At 70.7% G+C, this 20,189-nt stretch carries 18 protein-coding genes and 1 pseudogene; 6 read left to right on the top strand and 13 right to left on the bottom strand.

The genetic code is table 11. The features are described from left to right. Positions 1–263 precede the first annotated feature (263 nt). The 7 genes from NDW01_RS17450 to NDW01_RS17420 all read right to left on the bottom strand — a co-directional run bounded on the left by NDW01_RS17450 (position 264) and on the right by NDW01_RS17420 (position 8,604). The gene (locus NDW01_RS17450) at positions 264–1,025 is read right to left on the bottom strand and encodes an anti-sigma factor (protein ID WP_252821783.1); all 762 of its coding nucleotides are present in this window, start codon (positions 1,023–1,025) and stop codon (positions 264–266) included. Then, positions 1,022–1,651, bottom strand: a complete 630-nt coding sequence (sigM, locus tag NDW01_RS17445; RefSeq protein ID WP_252781295.1) for an RNA polymerase sigma factor SigM — start codon at positions 1,649–1,651, stop codon at positions 1,022–1,024. Before sigM ends, NDW01_RS17450 begins: the two co-directional genes overlap by 4 nt. 290 nt (positions 1,652–1,941) lie before the next feature. Then, positions 1,942–3,549 carry a protein kinase family protein gene (locus NDW01_RS17440; RefSeq protein WP_252821781.1) on the bottom strand — a complete coding sequence of 536 codons (1,608 nt, stop codon included), beginning with the start codon at positions 3,547–3,549 and terminating at the stop codon, positions 1,942–1,944. Between the two features lie 166 nt (positions 3,550–3,715). Beyond that, positions 3,716–5,449, bottom strand: coding sequence for a murein biosynthesis integral membrane protein MurJ (gene murJ / locus NDW01_RS17435; RefSeq protein ID WP_252821779.1), 1,734 nt, complete (start codon positions 5,447–5,449; stop codon positions 3,716–3,718). Continuing rightward, positions 5,442–7,565 (bottom strand): DUF6049 family protein, encoded by a 2,124-nt coding sequence (locus NDW01_RS17430; RefSeq protein ID WP_252821777.1) that lies wholly within the window; start codon positions 7,563–7,565, stop codon positions 5,442–5,444. Before NDW01_RS17430 ends, murJ begins: the two co-directional genes overlap by 8 nt. Next, the gene (locus tag NDW01_RS17425; protein ID WP_252821775.1) at positions 7,562–8,038 is read right to left on the bottom strand and encodes an NUDIX domain-containing protein; all 477 of its coding nucleotides are present in this window, start codon (positions 8,036–8,038) and stop codon (positions 7,562–7,564) included. Before NDW01_RS17425 ends, NDW01_RS17430 begins: the two co-directional genes overlap by 4 nt. Positions 8,039–8,073: 35 nt before the next feature. Next, positions 8,074–8,604 (bottom strand): aminoacyl-tRNA deacylase, encoded by a 531-nt coding sequence (locus tag NDW01_RS17420; RefSeq protein WP_252821773.1) that lies wholly within the window; start codon positions 8,602–8,604, stop codon positions 8,074–8,076. A 113-nt stretch (positions 8,605–8,717) separates the two neighbouring features. On the opposite strand from NDW01_RS17420, the gene NDW01_RS17415 reads away from it, so the two are divergent. From NDW01_RS17415 to NDW01_RS17395, 5 genes and pseudogenes are all read left to right on the top strand, one after another. Then, entirely contained in the window at positions 8,718–10,148 is a 1,431-nt protein-coding gene (locus tag NDW01_RS17415; RefSeq protein WP_252821772.1) for a CCA tRNA nucleotidyltransferase, read from the top strand. Positions 10,149–10,200: 52 nt separating this feature from the next. Next, positions 10,201–11,487: an adenosylmethionine--8-amino-7-oxononanoate transaminase gene (locus NDW01_RS17410; protein WP_252821769.1), complete on the top strand. Its 1,287-nt coding sequence runs from the start codon at positions 10,201–10,203 to the stop codon at positions 11,485–11,487. 77 nt (positions 11,488–11,564) lie between these two features. Then, positions 11,565–11,762: a hypothetical protein gene (locus tag NDW01_RS17405; RefSeq protein ID WP_252821767.1), complete on the top strand. Its 198-nt coding sequence runs from the start codon at positions 11,565–11,567 to the stop codon at positions 11,760–11,762. Between the two features lie 164 nt (positions 11,763–11,926). Then, positions 11,927–12,160: pseudogene (locus NDW01_RS17400) on the top strand (sigma-70 family RNA polymerase sigma factor); the annotation flags it as partial. Further along, positions 12,157–13,323, top strand: coding sequence for a hypothetical protein (locus NDW01_RS17395; protein ID WP_252821764.1), 1,167 nt, complete (start codon positions 12,157–12,159; stop codon positions 13,321–13,323). The pseudogene NDW01_RS17400 and the gene NDW01_RS17395, both read left to right, overlap by 4 nt. Positions 13,324–13,330: 7 nt before the next feature. Here the strand turns inward: NDW01_RS17395 and NDW01_RS17390 are convergent, their stop codons facing one another. Further along, complete coding sequence (locus tag NDW01_RS17390; RefSeq protein WP_252821762.1) at positions 13,331–13,807, bottom strand: MarR family winged helix-turn-helix transcriptional regulator; 477 nt, start codon at positions 13,805–13,807, stop codon at positions 13,331–13,333. A gap of 54 nt (positions 13,808–13,861) precedes the next feature. Between NDW01_RS17390 and NDW01_RS17385 the strand changes: the two genes are divergently transcribed. Then, positions 13,862–14,620 (top strand): SDR family NAD(P)-dependent oxidoreductase, encoded by a 759-nt coding sequence (locus tag NDW01_RS17385; protein WP_252821760.1) that lies wholly within the window; start codon positions 13,862–13,864, stop codon positions 14,618–14,620. Between the two features lie 125 nt (positions 14,621–14,745). Here the strand turns inward: NDW01_RS17385 and NDW01_RS17380 are convergent, their stop codons facing one another. The 5 genes from NDW01_RS17380 to NDW01_RS17360 all read right to left on the bottom strand — a co-directional run bounded on the left by NDW01_RS17380 (position 14,746) and on the right by NDW01_RS17360 (position 20,146). Beyond that, positions 14,746–16,050, bottom strand: coding sequence for an MFS transporter (locus NDW01_RS17380; protein WP_252821759.1), 1,305 nt, complete (start codon positions 16,048–16,050; stop codon positions 14,746–14,748). Between the two features lie 75 nt (positions 16,051–16,125). Then, positions 16,126–17,076 carry an ABC transporter permease gene (locus NDW01_RS17375; protein ID WP_252781281.1) on the bottom strand — a complete coding sequence of 317 codons (951 nt, stop codon included), beginning with the start codon at positions 17,074–17,076 and terminating at the stop codon, positions 16,126–16,128. Positions 17,077–17,085: 9 nt separating this feature from the next. Further along, complete coding sequence (locus NDW01_RS17370) at positions 17,086–18,048, bottom strand: ABC transporter permease (RefSeq protein ID WP_252781280.1); 963 nt, start codon at positions 18,046–18,048, stop codon at positions 17,086–17,088. Beyond that, a complete protein-coding gene (locus tag NDW01_RS17365; protein WP_308206897.1) occupies positions 18,045–19,112 on the bottom strand; it encodes an ABC transporter ATP-binding protein in 1,068 nt (355 codons plus the stop codon). The genes NDW01_RS17370 and NDW01_RS17365 overlap by 4 nt, the downstream gene beginning before the upstream one ends. Continuing rightward, on the bottom strand, positions 19,109–20,146 hold the full coding sequence (locus NDW01_RS17360) for an ABC transporter ATP-binding protein (protein WP_252821758.1): 1,038 nt from the start codon (positions 20,144–20,146) through the stop codon (positions 19,109–19,111). Before NDW01_RS17360 ends, NDW01_RS17365 begins: the two co-directional genes overlap by 4 nt. Positions 20,147–20,189 lie beyond the last annotated feature (43 nt).

Genomic DNA, 20,189 nt, shown 5'->3' with positions numbered 1-20,189 from the left:
CACGCGCGCGACGTACCCGCCGGACCACCCGCGCCCGACGGCCGGGAAGCGCGCATCGTGGGCCGGAGGCCTGTACGTGACGACGGGAGCGCATCGCATCGTACGACCGTGGGCACTGCCGTCCAACGGCCGGGCGCTGCGCCCGACGACCGGGGAACCTGCGTCGTACGGCCCAGGGGCCTGGGTCCTCCGGCCGGGGTGGTGCCGCGTACGGCCGGAGCGCCCGGGTGAAGAGGGCGGTCCGGCCGTACGACGCTCGCTGATCAGCGGGCGATCTGCCGGTGGGCGATCAGGTCCGGGTCATCGGCGGAGCACTTCGCTCCGACGATCCAGACGTCGGCGTGCCCGGCGTCGGCACCCGGTAGCGCGATGACCGTCGCGGGACGGTCGTCGTAGGTGGCCGAGTCGACGAGCAGCGGGGCCTTCCCGCCGCTCACCCGGCCGACACAGTCCGCCAGCGATCCGGGCGCCACCGCGCTCAGCGCGTGGTCGGCGGCGGTCGCCGAGGACAGTGCCGAGGCGACCTGAGACTCCAGAGCCGCCGAGGTGTAGCGGGTCCCGCTCCGTACGGCGGTGAACGGAACGGATCGCACGGGCCGCGGCTGCGCTCGGGGAGCCCCCGCACGCGGGCGAGAGGGATCCTCCACCGGTCGCTGGGAGACGGTGGCGCTGTTCGAGTCGCCGTTCTCCAGGACGGTGCGGGCGATGACGCCCCCGCCGCCGACGACCACCACCGCGGCCGCCGCCGCTGCGAGGAGCTGAAATCGACGGGCGTGCCGGTGCCCCGGCACGTGGGACGCCGCTTCGGCCGCGATCACCGCGTCGAGGCGTTCGACGAGGTGAGCGGGCATCGGCGGTGTGGGTGCCTCCGCGAGAACGCGGGACACGTCCGCGACCTCAGTGGCCCGATCACGACATTGGGCGCACTCGGCCAGGTGTTGCTCTGCGGATGTGGCCGTGGCATCGTCGAGAATCCCCTCGGCGAGGTCGGCCAGCGCATCGTAGTCAAGGTGTGCGGCAGTCACGCGGATGTGCCACCTCCTTCCTCCGCAGATTCGACGCCCGAGCCGCGTCCCTGGTTCCGTAGGTGCCCGAGAAGGGGTGCGAGACGGGCGCGGCCACGCGCGCAGCGGCTCTTGATGGTCCCCGGTGGGACCTCCAGGACCCTCGCTGCCTCATCGACGGCGTACCCCATCATGTCGACGAGTACGAGCGCCGCCCGCTGTTCGAAGGGTATGCGTTGCAGCGCCTCGTTCACGTCGAGGGACAGCTCGTGGCTGGAGGTGGGGTCGGGGTTCTTCGGCGCGACGGAGTCGAGCGTGGCGTCGTCGCCCATCGGCACGACCGGCCGGATGGTGCGCCGGCGGATCCGGTCGAGGCAGGCGTTGACGACGATGCGGTGCAGCCAGGTGGTGACGGCGGCGTCGCCGCGGAACCGGCCGGCCGCGCGGTACGCGGACAGGAATGCGTCCTGGAGGGCGTCTGCGGCCTCCTCATGGTCGCCGAGCGTGCGGAGCGCCACGGCCCACATGCGGTCGCGGTGCCTCTGTACGAGTTCGGAGAACGCGTACGGATCGCCATTCGCGTGCCGCGACAGCAGCTCTTTGTCCGGGACGGCCTCGATCGAATGTCCCCCGCGTATGACCGCCATTTTCGTCAGCCCGCTCCGTAACCGGCGACCCCGCCGATGGTGTATCGCCCTCGCTCACCGTGTCCCCCCGAGTCCCCCTCCCGATCCTGCCACCGTGGCCGGCGTACAGGGTTTCCCGCGGTGCAGGGGGGCCTCAACACGCTCACGATGGTAGCCGTCTGAGTACTGTCACGTCCCCTCTGAGGGAATTATCCCCGTCCGTTCCATTCGGAGGTGCTCAGACGGCGATACCCGGCGACGGCCACTCCGCTCCGGCAGCGTGTCGGGCCGCCGAATCGAAGCAGCGGTAATCAGGCCGTTCCGTACACGGTGACGTCTTTGACCTTGATCTGGAAACTTCCGATGGACGGCAGTTTGCTGAACCACAGGGTGATGTACTGGCCCTTGGCCTGCTTCCCCTTGAGCTCGAAGTTGCCGACCGCGTCACCGGTGTCCTGCGTCTGGGATGCGGAGGACTTCTGGGAGTCGCCGACCCGGAGCTCGACCCGGCCGGGCGTCCCGTCCGGCATGCTCACGGCGACCCGGTCGACCGTCACGGTCCTGCCCATGTCGAGGACGAGGCCGATGCCCTTGCGCTGCCCCCCGAAGTCGGCGCCGTAGTAGTGCTGCGTCGTCCAGTAAGTCGACTTGCTCTTGTCGATGGCGTTGCCGAGGTCCTTCGGGGCGGTCGTGTCCGCGTGCGGGGGGTCGTTGTCCAGGAGGGCGCGGTCCACCTTGAGCTCGCCGACCTTCGGCGTCGGGGACGCGCTGGTGCTCGACTGGGTCCCGCCCTTGGCGTTCTTGGTGCCGTCGTCGCCGCCCATCTGGGACAGGGCCCAGCCGCCGACGGCGACCACGACGAGCACGACGACGACCACGGCGACCAGGAGGGGCCTGTTGGAGGAGCCCCGGCCGTTTCCGCCGCCCGAGGAGCGCATACCGACGGTGGCGTGCTGCGGCGGCTGTGGCGGCTGCGGAGGGCGCATGCGCGCGCTGTCGGGGATGGTCTGCACCGGAGGGATCGGCTGGGACGCCGCGGCGGACATGTTCGCCGTACGGTCGGTGCTGTCGGGCCGCTGCACGACCGCCGGAGGCGTCGAGCCGACGAGGGGCACGAACGGCAGCGGTGACCGGGGGACCTTGGCGAGCGCGTCGGCGAAGGCTCCGGGGGAGTCGAACCGCTCCGGAGCGCCCCGGACGGCGATGCCCAGCGCCCGGCCGACGATCGCGTCGAGGTTGTGCGGGATGCCCGCGCGGACCTGGCTCGGCAGGAGCGGCCGCCCGTCGGCCCCGGTCGGCGCGGGCGGCAGGACGGTGCCCTCTCCGCCCGGCCAGTGGCCGGTGAGCGCGGCGTACAGCATGGCGCCGAGGCCCTGCACGTCGTCCAGCGCGGGCGTGTCGGACTCCGCCCCGGACAGGACGGCCTCGACGCCCAGACCGGTGATCTTGACGGTGCCGCCGCTGGTCCAGACGAGGTTGTGCGGCGTCAGGCAGAGGTGGGCGAGGCCGGCGGCGTGCGCGGAGGTCAGCGCCTCGGCGGCCTCGAGCAGGAAGGCGGCGGCCCGGTCGGCCTCCATGGGGCCCTGGGCGAGGAGGTCCTCGAGGGTCTCACCGGTGACCCACTCGCTGACGACGTAGGCGCGCTCGCCGCTGTCGTCGGCGTCGAAGACCTGGGTGAGCCGCGGGTCGGTGAGGCGGCTCGCGGCGCGGGCCGCGGTCACCACGTCGTTCACCCGGGGAAAGCCCGGGGCGAAGGTGAGCACCGCCACCGCGCGGGCGAGGATCTCGTCCGTCGCCTTCCAGAATGTGGAGCCGCCCGCTTCGCTGACGCGGTCGTCCAGACGGTACCGACCGGCCAGGCGGGTTCCAGGTTCGATGACGGACGTGCTCAACGCGGCGTCCGGCGTAGGTGGTCGCATCCCATCATCAGTGCCGTGGCTCCCTTACGCCTTCGACCCTCCCTCGTTCCCTTATGGACGGAGGAAGACTTCATCACAATCCCGCCCGATCGTAGGACGCTCGAGGAGCGTCGCTGGATTACTACCCGGCGCGAGTCGCGCTCTCCCACCTTACGGGCAGCGCCTCCTAACTCGCCCCACGACCGGGCAATCTGGCCATCACGGTTCGTTGTAGCGATTCCAACTCCGGAATACGCAGAAGGCGGGCGACCAGGAAGTACAGCACCATGGCCCCGCCCCCGCCGACCACCAGAACGCCGAGCGACGAGATGACGTGGTAGTAGAACATCTTGTAACCGAGCAGGTGCACGGCGAATGCGAACCCCAGCGCCGGAGCGCTCGCGATCGCGATCTTCACGTGCGACGTGACGATGTGCCGGGTTCCGAGTCCGTTCAGCCGGCGGCGCAGGATGAGGGCGGCCACGACACAGCCGAACGTCCAGGACACGCCCAGGGCGATCGAGATGCCCATGACGATCTTGTCCGTGGGCAGCGTCTTGTAGCCGATGAGCCCGAGCGTGATGCTGATCGCGACGTTGAAGATCGCCATGATCGCGGGCGTACGCGTGTCGGCGAGCGCGTAGAACACGCGCAGCAGCATCTGGTAGATCGCGAACGGCACGAGCGCGAGCGTGAACGCCTGCAGCACGTTCGCGATCATCAGCGCGTCAGAGATCTTCGTGGAGCCGTGGGCGAAGAACAGCGTGGTCATCTCCGGCGCCAGCGCGAACAGCAGCGCGGCGGCCGGCACGATGACCACCGACGACAGGTTCAACGCGGAGGACATGCTCTCCCGGAGGAGGTCGTACCGCTTCTCGGAGGCGTGTCGGCTCATCTGCGGCAGCAGCGCCGTGACCACCGAGACGCCGACGATCGCGTACGGCAGCTGGAACAGCAGGTATGCGTTGCTCCACGGCGTGAGCCCGACGCCGTACGTGATGCCTTCACGCTGGGCCCGGACCCCGGCGCCGTTGGCGATGTTCGTGTTGACGACGAAGCCGACCTGCTGGATCGCGACGTAGAGCAGTGTCCACAGCGCCATGCCGCCGACCGGCGCGAGCTCCTCACGGCGGAAGTCGAACCGCGGCCGGTACCGGAACCCGACCTTGCGCAGGGAGGGCCACATGGCGATGGTCTGGATCACGATGCCGAGCGTGGTGCCGCCGGCCAGGAGCACGGTGTCGGTGTGCGTGATGTTCCCCGGCCCGACACCCCGGCCGGCCACGAAGACGAAGGCCCCGCCGACCGCGATCACGACGATGTTGTTCAGCACCGGCGTCCACATGGGCGCGCCGAAGCTGCCGCGGGCGTTGAGCGATGCACCGGCCAGCGCGCCGACACCGTAGAAGAAGATCTGCGGCAGGAAGAACAGCGCGAACAGCACGGCGAGGTCGTGCTGCTGCTTGTGGTACGCGCTCGCCGACATGTCGACCAGGAGCGGAGCGCACACCATCGCCAGGACGGTCAGCACCAAGAGGGCGCCGAGCACGAGCGTCAGCAGTCGCGACTCGTACTCCTCGCCGTACTTGCGGTCCTTCTCCAGCGCGCGCACCAGCATGGGGACGTGCACGGCCGTGAGCACGCCGCCGAGGAGCAGGTCGTAGATCTGGTTGGGGAAGGTGTTCGCCGTGTTGTAGACGTCGCCGAGCGGCCCGGTGCCGATCGCGATGACGAGCACGGCCGTGCGGACGAAGCCGGTGAGCCGGGACGCGATCGTGCCCAGGGCCATGACGGCGCTGGACTTGAGCAGTCCGCTGACGCCGCCGCGGCGCCCCGGCTCCTCGCCGGGCTCCTCGGGGGAGATCGCCGGGAGATCGACCCGGGTCACCGCGGCCTCGGGGCCTGGTTGTGCCTCAGTCACCGGTCGTGCCCTCCGCTTCGTCACCTCGGCGCCGTATCACGCGATATCCGACGCCGACGAAGAGTACGGCAAGTGAGATGCCCGTGATGAGCAGCGCGGTTCGCCCGTACGCCGTCGCGCGCACCTGCAGCACCCTGGTCGTCGTGAACGGCTGCCCGTCCGGGCCGAGCAGTTGGAGGTAGACGTAGGCGGGGCCGTTGGCCACGGCCTTCATGTAGAGGTTGACCGTCTCCTTGTGGCCGGGCTCGAGAGTGATCTCGCTCTGCTTCGCTCCGGGGCCCTCGACGTGGAGCCGCGTGTTGTTCTGCGAGACGGCGCGCAGTTTGACCTTGACGGTGCCGTGCTCGAGGTGGTTGAAGACCGTGATCGGCACCTGGCCGGACTTGCCCGCGAGGTCGAAGTGGTCGTTGAGCACCTTGATCTCGCCCTGGTCGGCGCGGAGCCGGTTCTCCAGCGTCTGTCTCAGCGTCAGCCCGGTCCGGGTCTGGTCGCCCCAGGCCGATGACTCGACCCGCAGGACGCCGAGGCTGAACCCGCTCGCCGGGGGCTGGAAGATCATGTCGAACCGCCAGGCCTCACGCCTGAGGTCCTTCACCGGCTTGAGGTAGTGCTTCGACAGGCCGGTCGAGCCCTTCTGCGGCAGGAAGGTGCGCGGCTCCGGCTTGCGCTGCTTCGCGACGGTGCCGAGCTGTGTCGGCCGCATCCAGGGCGCGTGCGCGGTGAACTTCAGCAGGTCCCTGGCGAGGGCCGGCCCCGGGTTCCAGCGGCGCGGCGGCACGATGACCACGCTCCGCGGGTTGGCCGGCTGCTCATTGGTGATCATGGCGGTCTCGGCGAGGAACCGCTGCTCGGTGAGCGCCGCTCCCCCCGGCTCGTCGGCCTCCGCGGCGAGGACCTTGCTGAGCGTGTCGTCGTACGCGATGAGCCGGACGTTCTTCCCGCTGATCTCTTTTTGCGTCGTGGGGTCGGCGGTGTAACTCTGCGCCTGGAGGTTCGGCAGGACGGTGCTGTTGAGCAGGATGGTGCTCGCTCCGGCCTTCACGAGGTCGGTGAGGGTCCGCTGGTCGGCGGGGCCGTCCGGCGGCACCGCCACCGAGGTGTTCTCCAGGGGCAGGTTGGCCCGGCCGAGGGCGGTCCCCACCGCGCCCACGGCCGTCTTGACGTCCTGTCCCAGGCCGGCGCGCGACAGCGCCATGACGTCCGGGTCGGCGTACGGCGTCGCGATGGCGGTCTTGCCGGCGAGGGCGGTGCGCAGGGTGTTCAGCCAGGCGGCGGCGGTGGCGTTCTTCGGCTTGTGCGCGCCCTTGACGCTGTAGCCGTCCTTGTCCGTCATCTTCGCGGCGTCGTCCGCCAGCGCGGGGTCGAGGAGCCAGCTGACCCACTTGTACGGGGCCGCGGCCGCGACGAGGTCGTTCAGCCGTCCTCCGGTGCCCAGCGCGCGCTCCAGACGGTCGTCCGTGAACGTCGAGTCGTCGGCGCGGTGCGGCTGGTCGATCACCGGCCAGACCCACGAGACCTTGGTCTTCATGGCGAACGTGGTCTTCGGGAAGTAGGTGACGAACGTGCGCTGCCGGGCGACGACCTGGTCGACGGAGTTCAGCACCTCGACGGCGAGCGGATAGACGCCGAACCCGGGCAGGTGCATCCGGCTGACGGGCAGCTTGAGGGCCCACGGCTGCTTGCCGCCCGGCTGCGTGGCCGCCGTCAGCGGCTGGGAGGGCCCGGCCGTGAACGGATCGCTGCCCTTCCCGTCGGCGTACGCCTGGAGCGCCCCACGGGTCCGCTCGGGCTGCGTGGAGTAGACGAGGCGCACGGTGAGCCGCTGGTAGGCGTTGTCGGACTGGTTCTGCACCTGCCCTCTCAGCCTCAGGGTCTGGGAGGGCTGCGTCAGATAGCTCGGGGACACCGCGTCGATGATGACGCTGACCGGCGACTTGGTCGCGGGCTGCGTCTCGCGGGAGGCCCGCTCGGGGGTCGCGGCGCGGGTGGTGGCGCGGGTGGTGGCGCGGCCGCTGTGCGTGGTGTGGGTGGTGCCGGGGCGGGGAGGCGTGGTGGCGGCGAGTGCCGGGCCTCCGGTCAGCACCAGCGGGACGACGAGGGCGAGCAGCCGCTTCATGCGGTGCCCGCGAGGAGCTCGGGCACCTTGGCGACGAGGGCTCGCTCGTCGGCGTAGGCGAGACGGTCGCGGACCTCGTCCAGCGGCACCCAGGCGACCTCGGCGACCTCCGCGTCGCCGTCGGAGAGGACGCCTCCCACGGCGATCAGCAGATGATGGTGCACGGTCTTGTGCACCCGTCTCCGGTCGGCGGAGAACCAGTAGTCCACGCTGCCGAGTGGGGCGAGGATCCGGCCACGGATGCCGGTCTCCTCCTCGACCTCGCGCACGGCCGCCTCCTCGATCGTCTCGTCGGCCTCGAGATGCCCTTTCGGCAGCGACCACAGGAGCCTGCCGTCTCGGTCGTACCTGGCGATCAACGCGGCGCGCGGGGTGCCTGCCGTGTCGACGACCAGCCCACCCGCCGACGTCTCCTCGCGGTGACGGCCCGATGGGGCGGCGGGCCGGCGTCTGGGTCTGCGCGGGCGGGACACGGCCGCAATCGTAGTAGCCGTACGTGCGTCCTCGGTCAATGATCGGTAGGACGGGGGGCGTCCCGGACGCCCGTGCAGGGGATCGGCGTCGGTTTCGCGTCGCAGAGCGCGAACAGGTCGAGCGTGTGGATCCCCAGAGCCGTCCACGCCTCTCCCGTGGGCGTGTAGACGACCTCGTCGCCGTACGTCGTCCGCTGGTCCACGAGCATGGTGACCTCGGCGGGCAGCAGGAGCGGCGCCACCAGGTCCGCCGCGTAGTCGGTGATCTCGTTCACCAGGTCGACGGGCGCCGGGCGTATCTCCGGAACTCCGACGAGGTCGGCGACGGCGGACGGCGCGGGCCGGATCCCCGCGGGGACGATCACCGCGATGAGGGGATGGTGCTCGGTGTACAGCCGGCCGGGTTCGTACGGCAGGTAGATCCGGGTGGACAGGCAGCGGAACGCCGGGAGTCCGAGCACCTCGGGGAGATCGTCCGCGCAGCTGATGTGTCTCGGCAGGCGTACGATCTCGTGTTCCGTCTGGTGCTCCAGCAGGAGCCGATGGATGGAGAGTGCGTCCTTCATCGTGGTCTCCGTGCTCGTTCAGGTGATTTACCCCCATTTCGGGCTCTTAGCGGATCACCCGCGCGGTGATTCGCGTTTTGCCCGGCACCTGCGAGGACCTAGGCTCGATTGCCGTGCCGAACGACCATGACGTGACCTCCGACCAGCACGCGGCAGTCAGCGAGCTGCTGCGGCGCGTGACGCCTCTCGCCGACGCCCTCGGCCGGCGCTTCGCGGACGCGGGCCACCAACTCGCCCTCGTCGGTGGTCCCGTGCGCGACGCCCTGCTCGGGCGCCCGGTCAACGACCTCGACTTCGCCACGGACGCCCACCCCGACAAGGTCCTGCGGATCGTCGAGGGCTGGGCGGACGCCGTCTGGACCATCGGCATCGAGTACGGCACGATCGGCCTGCGCAAGGGCGACCTCCAACTCGAGATCACCACCTACCGCAGCGAGTCCTACGACCACGACTCGCGCAAGCCCGAGGTGACGTACGGCACCTCCCTCGAAGGCGACCTCGCCCGCCGCGACTTCGCGGTGAACGCCATGGCCGCCCGGCTGCCGGGACACGAGTTCGTGGACCTCTTCGGCGGCCTGCGCGACCTGCGGCAGAAGGTCATCCAGACCCCCGGGCGCCCCGAGGACTCCTTCGACGACGACCCGCTGCGGATGATGCGCGCCGCGCGGTTCGCCGCCCAGCTCGGCTTCACCGTCGCGCCCGAGACCGTCGCCGCGATGAAGGCGATGGCCGACCGCATCGAGATCGTCTCGGCCGAGCGCGTCCGCGACGAGCTGTCCAAGCTGCTGCTCGGCGCCCACCCGCGCGCCGGCCTCACGCTCCTGGTCGACACCGGGCTGGCCGAGCGGGTGCTGCCCGAGCTCCCCAAGCTCCGGCTGGAGATCGACGAGCACCACCGGCACAAGGACGTCTACGAGCACTCCCTGATCGTGCTCGAACAGGCGATCGCCCAGGAGGAGGACGGCCCGGACCTCGTGCTGCGGCTCGCCGCGGTGCTGCACGACATCGGCAAGCCGAAGACGCGCTCCTTCGTCGACGGCGGCCGCGTGACCTTCCACCACCACGAGGTCGTGGGCGCGGCGATGGCCAAGAGCCGCCTCACCGCGCTGCGCTACCCCAAGGACGTCGTCGCCGACGTCTCCCGCCTCGTCGAGCTGCACCTGCGCTTCCACGGGTACGGCACCGGCGAGTGGACCGACTCGGCGGTGCGCCGCTACGTACGCGACGCCGGGCACCTGCTGCCGCGGCTGCACAAGCTCACCCGCGCCGACTGCACGACCCGCAACCGGCGCAAGGCCGCCGCGCTGGCCCGCACGTACGACCAGCTCGAAGAACGGATCGCCCGGCTGCAGCAGGAGGAGGAGCTCTCCAAGATCCGGCCCGAGCTGGACGGCAACGAGATCCAGGAGATCCTCGGCATCGGACCCGGCCCGGCCGTCGGCAAGGCGTACAAGTTCCTGCTCGACCTGCGGCTCGACCGGGGCCCGATCGGCAAGGAGGCCGCCGCCGAGGCGCTCCGCGCGTGGGCCCGCGAGCAGGGCTGAGTTCCCCGCGGTTCCCCGCGCCGGGCCGGTCCGGCTGCCATCATGGGGTCGCATGGGCCCTGAGGAGCTGCTCGCGTACGACCGGGAGCACATCTGGCATCCGTACGCCCCGATGCCGGCGACCACGCCGGTGCATCCGGTCGTCGCGGCGAAGGGCGTCCGGCTGACCCTCGCGGACGGCCGCGAGCTGGTCGACGGGATGTCGTCGTGGTGGGCGGCGATCCACGGGTACGCCCACCCCGTCCTCGACGCGGCCCTCACCCGGCAGCTCGGTGCGATGGCCCACGTGATGTTCGGCGGCCTCACCCACCCTCCGGCCGTACGCCTCGCGGAGCTGCTGGTCGACTGCACGCCGGACCCGCTGACGAAGGTGTTCTTCGCGGACTCCGGCTCGGTGTCCGTCGAGGTCGCGATCAAGATGGCCCTGCAGTACCAGCGGTCGCGGGGCCGTACGGGCAAGACCCGGCTGTGCACCGTGCGCGGCGGGTACCACGGCGACACCTTCGGCGCGATGGCCGTCTGCGACCCGGTCGGCGGCATGCACCACCTGTTCACGGACCTGCTGCCCGCGCACGTCTTCGCGCCCATGCCCCCGGCCCCGTACGAGACCGCGTACACGGCCACGTACGCCGCGGAGCTGGAGGGCCTCGTCGCCGCCCACGCCCACGAACTGGCCGCCATCATCGTCGAACCGGTCGTCCAGGGGGCGGGCGGCATGCGGTTCTACGACCCGGCGTACGTCCGCCTGCTGCGCGAGCTCGCCGACCGGCACGACGTGCTGCTGATCCTCGATGAGATCGCCACCGGGTTCGGCCGCACCGGCACGCTGTTCGCCTGCGAGCGGGCCGGGATCAGCCCGGACATCATGTGCGTGGGCAAGGCGCTCACCGGCGGCTACCTGACCATGGCCGCCACTCTGTGCACCGACCGGGTGGCCCGCGGCATCAGTGACGGCGAGGCCGGCGTGCTGATGCACGGCCCGACGTACATGGCCAACCCGCTCGCGTGTGCCGTCGCCATCGCCTCCATCGAACTGCTGCGGGAGCGCGACTGGCGGGCCGAGGTGGCCGGGATTCAAAAACTGCTCACGGCCGGTCTGCAGCCGGCCTGGGACCTGCCCGGAGTCGTCGACGTCCGGGTGCTCGGCGCGATCGGCGTGATCGAGCTGGCCGACCCCGTCGACATCGGCACCGTGCAGGACGCCGTCATGGCGGAGGGCGTGTGGCTCCGGCCGTTCCGCAACCTGATCTACACGATGCCGCCGTACGTCTGCGCGCCCGACGACGTCGACCGGATCACCCGCGCCATGCTCGCCGGAGCGCGCGCGGCCACCCGTTGATCATCAACGGCGCCGCGGTGGCATAGCCGCGAACGCCCGGAGGCGTCTTACGAGGACGACGCACTTCGGAGGTGGACATGGTCGCCGTGACCCCCGCTGCCCAGGACGGGCCGCGCCCAGACGCATCGAACCCCACCGGGGCGGAGCCCGACCGGCCCGGGATCCTTCGTGGTCTCCTCGACCTGATCACGGTGGGCCTCGGCCGCGAGCCCGACCTGCACTCCGGCGACGACGGGCACGCCCTCGACGAGGAGGACGAACCCGACGGCCTCTGAGCGCCGATCTTCTCCGATGCCGATTTCGCCCGGCGGGACATAGCCGCCGCCCCCCAGAGGCGTCTAAGGAGATCGACGCACTTCGGAGGTGACGATGGACGCCGCAGCGGAGCGACGTTTCCACGAGTTCGTGGTGGCGCGAGACCGCACGGGACGACGACACCGCCGCCATCGACCTGAGGCTCACCGTACGGCGGGCGATGGCGCGGCTCACCGCCCGGCAGCGCGCGGTCCTCATCCTCCGCTTCTTCGAGGACCTGTCCGAGTCCGAGGTGGCCCGGATCCTCGACTGCAGCGTCGGCACCGTGCGCAGTACGACGCACCGGTCCCTGGCCCGCCTGCGCCGGCTCGCCCCCGAACTGGCCACGGCCGACACCATGACGGAGGTCAACCAGTGAAACTCGAGACGCTGATCCGGCGGTCCCTGACCGAATGGTCGGCCGAGGCCACGGTGCCGGCCGGGCTGGCCGAGCGGGCGCTGCGCCGCCGCATCCGGCGGCGCGTCCGCACGGTCGCGCTCGCGACCGGCGCGGCGGCACTGGTCGCGGCGGTCGCGGTGACGGCCGACCTCGAACGGAACCCCGCGTCACCGTCGGCGCCGCGACCGGCGACCCGGCCGACGCCGGCGGACACCGGCCTGCACGCCGACCCGGCGCACTCCCCGCCCGTACGGCTCGTCGCCGCCGGCCGGATCGCGATGTCCGCCTACTATGTGACGCACCGGACCGGCCTGGGGGCCGCGCCGCAACGCAGGTGGTACCTGTACGACCCGGCGTCCGGCGGGTACCGGGTGACACCGTGGGCGTACCTGGCCGTCGCACCGGGCCTGCGGCAGGCGGCCGTGCTCGAAGGCCCGCTGCCGGCCGCGCGGGTCGGGCTGCTGGACACGCGTACGCGGAAGGTGACCCGCTGGATCCCGCTCGACCGCCGGGCCGGCGGCCTGTCCTGGTCAGCGGACGGGCGGCGGCTCCTCGTGACGGCCTACGTCCAGAACCCCGACCTGCCCACCGGCCCGAGGACCAGCACACGGACCGGCTTCTACGTCGTCGACGCGAAGACCGGCCGTCCGGGCCCCTTCCGCCCTCTGCCGCCGGACGCGGACAACTTCAACACCCGGCAGGATCTCGGCTGGAGCCGGACGGGCGCGCTGATCTGGTCGCCGACCGGCATGGTGCCCACCAGGACCTTCTACGACCTGCAGGGGAGGCCGCAGACGGCACCGCCGCACGAGGCGGACAGCAACGAGGAGGCCGGGCTGTCGCCGGACGGCCGGTACATCGCCATGGGCAACCCCGGCTCCGGCCCCGGCCCCCTCACCACCGTGAAGGACGTCACGACCGGGCGTACGGCCGGCCTCCAGCCCGTCGAGCAGCTGCGCGCCTGGGCCGACGACGGCCACCTGATCGCGCTGGCCTGCGAGCCGAAGGGATGCATGGGCAAGGGCGAGTTCCACAGCCGGCTGGTCCTCGTGACCGTCGACGGCAAGAAGATCACGCCCCTCACCGGCTATCAGCACTCGGACCGGTCCGGCTCCTGGACCCCGGTCTTCACGCCCCGCTGACCGACCGTCACTCCTCGGCCAGGACCCTCTCGGAGTCCTCGACGAGGCCGCGGAGCCGATCACTGGCCCGTTCGAGCGCGGTGAGCAGGATGTCACGCTCCTCATCGTCCACCGGGCCCAGTGTCTCCTCGGCGAGCTCGGCCCAGGCTCGCTCGATCGCCGGTACGAGCCGGTGACCGGCGTCCGTCACTACGATGCGGACCTGCCGGCGGTCGGCGGGTACGGGCTCTCGCCTGAACCAGCCGCCGCCCTCGAGCCGGGCGAGGCTACGGGTGACGGTGGGCGGCTCGATGCCGAGCCGGGCGGCGAGCTGGGAAACGGTGATGCCGTCGCGCTCCTGCGCCAGGATCCACAGCAGGACGTCCTGGCCGGGATGCAGGCCGAGCGCCGCGAGCTTGTGGGCCTTGGCAGCGCGGTACAGCTTGCTGAGCTTGTTCAGCGCGCGGTTGACGCGCATCGCCTCGCCGGATTCCACGAGGACCATCCTACGAATGTATAGTCGGCTAATAGATAGCCGACTAAGTAACTAGGGGTACTGATGGATCTCGGACTCACCGGCCGCGTCGTCCTGGTCACGGGAGCGTCCGGCGACATCGGCGGCGCGATCACCCGGGCGTACGCGGCCGAGGGCGCCCTGGTCGCCGCCGCCTGGCACGGAAACGAGAAGCGGGCACACGACCTCGTCGACTCGGTCGCGGAGATGGGCGGCCGGGGCATGACGGTGCGCATCGATCAGCGCGACCCCGCCTCGATCGACGCGGCGGTGCGCGCGGTCCAGCAGGAACTCGGCGACATCGCCGTCCTGGTCGCGAACGCCGTCGCCTGGCCGTCGAGGACCCCGGACACCTGGGAGACGATGACGGACGGATTCACCGCGAACGTCATCGGCGCCGTCGCGCTGATCGACGCCGTGCTGCCCGCCATGCGGAGCGGCGGCTGGGGCCGACTGGTCCTGATCTCCTCGGACGTCGTCGACCAGCCCATGCCCGCCGCGGTGACCTACCCCGCAGCCAAGGGCGGGCTGGAGACGGCCGCCACCGTGTTCGCCGCCCGTGAGGCCCGGCACGGCATCCTGACGAACGTCGTACGACCCGGGTTCACGCTGACCGAGCGGGCCTTGACCTACCCCGGCTTCGGACAGGAGGTGGTCGACGCCGAGGCCGCCAAGACGCCCACCGGCCGCATCTGCACACCGGAGGATGTCGCCTCAGCGGTCGCCTACCTCGGCTCGGCCGCGAACGGCCACATCAACGGCGAGGTGCTCTCCGTCGCCGGCGGCCGCCACCTCACGCGCTAGGAGACGGCCGGCGGTATCCGCACCGAGCGCGTTGATCCCTGGCGAGCACTGTCGATAGGGTGCGGCATCCGCCAGCGATCAAGCTCTACGGGGGACTCACGCCACGGCACCGCACTGCCGCCGTCTCACGCGCTGGAACCCCTGACGGGGTCGGTGACGCTCGAAGGGGTGCCCGCCGACAGGCGATAGCACAGGGCCGACAGGGCGTAGCCGATGCCGATGAGGGCGAGGACGCCGTAGGACTTGCCGTCGGCGGGGAGGAGGGCGGCGGCGACGGCGAATCCGGCCACGTACATCCCGTTGAAGATCATGTCGTAGAGGGCGAAGACCCTGCCACGGAAGGCGTCGGCCACGGTGGTCTGGACGATCGTGTCCACGCAGAGCTTCACGCCCTGTGCGACGAGGCCGAGCACGAAGGCGCCCAGGATGAACGGCACCGGCGAGAACGGTGCTGCGAGGACCACCTCGGCGACGGCGGCGAACGCCAGCTGGATCGTGATCCACGCCTCCTTGCGGATCCGCTCGGTGACGAGCGGGGTGGTCACGGCCGCCAGGAAGTACCCGATCCCGGACACGACGAGGACGACCGCGAAGCCGCCGAGGCCGGCCTCCGCGCTGCCGGCGAAGTAGTTGCGGAACAGCAGCACCGTCATGATCGTGGTGATGCCGTACAGGAACCGGTGGGCGCCGATCGCGCCGAGCGCCGCCGCGGCCGGCCGCCGGTCCCGGATGTGCCGGGCGCCGTCGAGCAGGCCGTGCAGCACCTGCCCGAGCGCCTCGCGGGTGTCGGCCCGCACCTCGCCGCGGTCCGGGCCGAGCAGGTCGCGGCCCATGCGCGTGGCGATGAGCGCGGTGGCGACGTAGAGGACGGCGGAGGCGGACAGGACGGCGGCGGTGCCGGAGTGGCCCGCGCCGAACAGGACCCGCAGGACGTACCCGACGCCGGCGCCGGCGAAGGTCATCATCGTCCCGGAGGTGACCGACACGGCGTTCGCGGTGATGAGCTCCTCCGCCCCGACCACACGGGGCAGCGCCGCCGACAGCGCGGACAGGAAGAAGCGGTTCACCGCGAACACGGCGAGCGCGGCGAGGAAGAACGGGATGCCGTCGTTCCCGCGGGCCAGCAGCAGCGCGGTCACGGCGACGGCGACGGCCCGGATCAGCGGGGCGTGGACGAGGATCTGCCGGCGCCGCCACCGGTCGATGAAGACGCCGGCGAACGGGCCGAGCACGGAGTACGGCAGCAGCAGCACCGCGGCCGTGGCGGCGGCCTCCGTGGCGGTGGCCTGCTGCTCGGGGGAGAACAGGACGTAGCCCGCGAGGCCGACCTGGAACACGCCGTCGGACAGGGCCGAGACGACCCGTGTCGCGAACAGGCGCCGGAAGTCCTGACCCCGGATGACCAGGCGGAGGTCGGCGGCGTAGGACACCGCCCAAGCGTAGGACAGCGAAAACGGCCGGCCGCCCCCGGGGGACGACCGGCCGTTCGGACCGCCGGAGCTCCGTCAGTCGACCCGGACGCGCGGGTCGAGGAAGGAGTAGCCGATGTCGACGATCAGGTTCGCGACGACCACGAACAGCGCCGTCAGCAGCGTCACGCCCAGGATGACCGGGGTGTCGCCCTTGACGATCGAGTTGTAGACGAGCTGCCCGATGCCCTGCAGACCGAACACCTTCTCGGTGACGATCGTGGACCCGATCAGCGCGCCGATGTCGACGCCGAACTGGGTGACGATCGGCGTCAGCGCCGCCCGCAGGCCGTGGCGGTAGATGACCCGCCGCTCGGACAGGCCCTTGGCCCGCGCGGTGCGGATGTAGTCCTCACCGAGGACGTCCATCATCGAGCCGCGGGTGAGCCGCGTGTACGTCGCCACCAGCATGAACGCGAGCCCGAGCCACGGCAGGATCATTCGCTGCAGGAACAGGTTCGGGTCGTCGAACGGCGAGACGTACTGTCCCGTCTGGAACCAGGTGATGCCGATCTCGTGGATGAACAGGAACGGCAGGAGCAGCGCCATCAGGAACGGCGGGATGGACAGGCCCAGCAGGACGAACCCCGTCGAGGAGCGGTCCAGCAGGCTGCGGGCCCTGGTGGCGCTGAGCACGCCGGTCGTGACGCCTCCGACGAACCAGAGGACCGCCGCGCCGCCGACCAGCCAGAGGGTGGCGGGCAGCCGATCCGCGATGATCGAGGAGACCTTCGCCTGGGTGACGTAGGAGTAGCCCAGGTCACCGGTGAAGGTGTCCTTCAGGAAGCTCCAGTACTGGACGAGGAACGGCCGGTCCAGACCGAGGTTGTGCCGGATCAGGGCGACCGTGGCGGCGGACGCCCGCGGTCCTGCGATCATCTTCTCGACCGGGGTCGGGGAGATGTGCAGCAGGCAGAAGACGGACGTCGTCACCAGCCACAGGACGAGGATCCCGAAGAGCAGCCGCCGGATGATGAATCGAAACATCGTCAGGTCCTACTTTCGGGTGATGAGTCGCTCGCTGCGCGGATCGAACGCGTCGCGGATGCCGTCGCCGAGCAGGTTGAACGCCAGGGTCGTCAGGAGCAACAGGCCACCGGGCACGAACAGGAGCCACAGCGAGCTCCGGTAGTCGGCGTCGTTGAGCATGCTCCCCCAGCTGGGCATCGGCGGCTGGATGCCGACCCCGAGGAAGGACAGCGTCGCCTCGAACACGATGGAGGTCGGAACGAGCAGCGAGGCGAGCACCGTGACCGGCGCGACGAGGTTCGGCAGGATGTCCACGAACATGATCCGCACTCGGCCGGCGCCCAGGGACCGGGCCGCCTCGATGAACTCCTTCTCCTTCAGCGAGATGACCTGGCCGCGGACGATGCGGGCCATCGCGGCGAACGAGAAGATCGCGATCACGGTGATGGTCAGCAGCAGGCTGAGCCAGGTGGAGTGCGGTCGGAACGTCGTGGCGATGACGATCGCGACCAGCAGGTACGGGAAGGACAGCACGACGTCCATGAACCGCGCCAGGATGGCGTCCACGGCTCCGCCGATGTAGCCGGCGAGGACGCCGACCGTCACCCCGATGACGGTGGCGAGGATGGACGCCGCGATCCCGACGAACAGCGAGATCCGCGCGCCGTACGCCGCCCGGACGAGCACGTCACGGCCGAGCGGGTCGGCGCCGAGCCAGAAGTCCTTGCTCGGCCCCTTGGGCAGGCCCCAGGAGTCGCGGGCGAGGTCGGGGTACTGCGCTCCGTACGGGTGGCCCGTCCACGAGGCGAACAGCGGCGCGCCGATCGCGAAGAGGATGATCAGGACGAGCACGACGACGGACGCGACCGCCATCTTGTCGTGCATCAGCCGCGCCATGGCGAGCCGGAACGGGCTGCGCCCCTGGATCTTCCGGCCGCTGGGCTCCTCGTCGGCCGGAATGGCGTCGGCGGCGAGCTCCGTGAGACTCATTCGGACACCCCCAGAGTGGGCTCGGTGGACTCCTGGGCGATGCCGGCCCGCGCCCTGGCGAGGTGCTCACCGAGCTGCACGGGGAAGTGGCACGCGGTCAGATGGTCGGCGTCGTCGCCCTCACGCACGATCAGCTCCGGCTCCTCGGTGGAGCAGATCGGCTGCGCCTTCGGGCAGCGCGGGTGGAACCGGCACGCGGACGGCGGCTTGATCGGCGACGGGACGTCACCGGTCAGGATGATCCGTTCGCGCTTCGCCGCCTCGTCCGGGTCGGCGACGGAGGCCGCCGACAGCAGGGCGTTGGTGTACGGGTGGCGGGGCTTGGCGTACAGCTCCTCGGACTCGGCGTTCTCGGTGATCTTGCCGAGGTACATGACCGCGACCCGGTCGGAGACGTACTCCACCACCGACAGGTCGTGCGCGATGAAGATGTAGGTGAGCCCGAGCTCGTCCTGCAGGTCCTTCAGCAGGTTGATCACCTGCGCCTGGATGGACACGTCCAGCGCCGAGACGGGCTCGTCGCAGACGATCAGCTTCGGCTTGAGCGCGAGGGCACGTGCGACGCCGATGCGCTGCCGCTGACCGCCGGAGAACTCCGCCGGGAACCGGTTGTAGTGCTCGGGGTTGAGGCCGACGAGCTCCATCAGCTCCTGGACGCGCCGCTTGCGCTCGGCGCCGTCCGCAATGCCGTGGATGTCGAACGGGTCGCCGATGATCGCCCCGACCCGGCGGCGCGGGTTCAGCGAGCCGTACGGGTCCTGGAAGATCATCTGCACGTCACGCCGGAACGCCTTGTCCGGCGACGAGCCGATCTCCTTGCCCTCGAAGAGGATGCGCCCCTTCGTCAGCGGGTGCAGACCGGTGATGCAGCGGGCCAGCGTCGACTTGCCGCAGCCGCTCTCCCCGACGATGCCGAGGGTCTCGCCGCGGCGTACCTCGAGGTTGACGCCGTCGACGGCGTGGACCCGCGCCACCTCGTGCTTGAAGATGATCCCCTGCTTGATGGGGAAGTGCTTGTAGGCGTCCTCGACCTTGACGAGGACGTCTCCACTGACGTCGCTCACGCGCCCACCTCCGTACGGCCCTCTGCCACGGCGTTCTCGCGCAGCTGCTCGGCCTCGGGGCCGAGGCCGCGCGCCTCCTTGGGAAGCCAGCAGGCGGACCCGTGGCCCGCGGCCACCTCTCGCAACGGTGGCTCGTTCACCCGGCACGTGTCCATGGCGTACGGGCAACGAGGATGGAACGAACACCCCGGTGGCGGACTGATGAGGCTCGGCGGCTGCCCGGCGATGGGGATCAGCCGGCCGCCGCGGCCACCGGCGCCGCTCGGGATCGAGCGGAGCAGACCGGCGCTGTACGGGTGGTGCGACCCGTAGTACAGCGACCGGCGGTCGGTGTGCTCGACCGGCTTGCCGGCGTACATCACGAGGACGTCGTCGGCCAGGTCGGCGATGACCCCGAGGTCGTGCGTGATCATGATGAGAGCGGTGTCGAACTCGCGCTGCAGGCGCAGCATGAGGTCCAGGATCTGGGCCTGCACGGTCGCGTCGAGGGCGGTGGTCGGCTCGTCGGCGATGATGAGCTTCGGGTTCAGCGCGAGCGCCATGGCGATCATCGCGCGCTGGCGCATGCCGCCGGAGAACTGGTGGGGGTAGTCGTCCACCCGCCGGTCCGGCTGCGGGATGCCGACCATGCCGAGGAGTTCGACCGCGCGCTTGCGCGCGTCGGCCTTGGAGACGTTCGGCTCGTGCGCGCGGATCATCTCGACGATCTGCCAGCCCACCTTGTACAGGGGGTGCAGGCTGGACAGCGGGTCCTGGAAGATCATGGAGATCTGCGGGCCGCGGATCCGGCGGAGCTGGTCGGGGTTCATCGTGAGCAGGTCCTGGCCTTCGAAGAGGGCCTGGCCGCTGACCTTCGCACCCGGAGTGAGGCCCATGAGGGTCTGGGTGCTGACGCTCTTGCCGGAGCCGGATTCGCCGACGATGCCGAGCGTCTTGCCGCGGTCGATGCTGAAGGTCATTCCGCGAACCGCTTGTACGACGCCGTCCGAGGTGTTGAAGGAGACCTTTAGGTCTGTGACCTCGAGAAGGCTCATGTCCTCCCCTTCGAGAACTGAGTTAGGGGTTACGCGCCAGGGC

This window comes from Actinoallomurus soli, assembly GCF_024055715.1.
Lineage (GTDB): Bacteria > Actinomycetota > Actinomycetes > Streptosporangiales > Streptosporangiaceae > Actinoallomurus > Actinoallomurus soli.
Note: the sequence above shows the minus strand (reverse complement) of the source record. Positions and strands in the feature narration are given on the sequence as shown.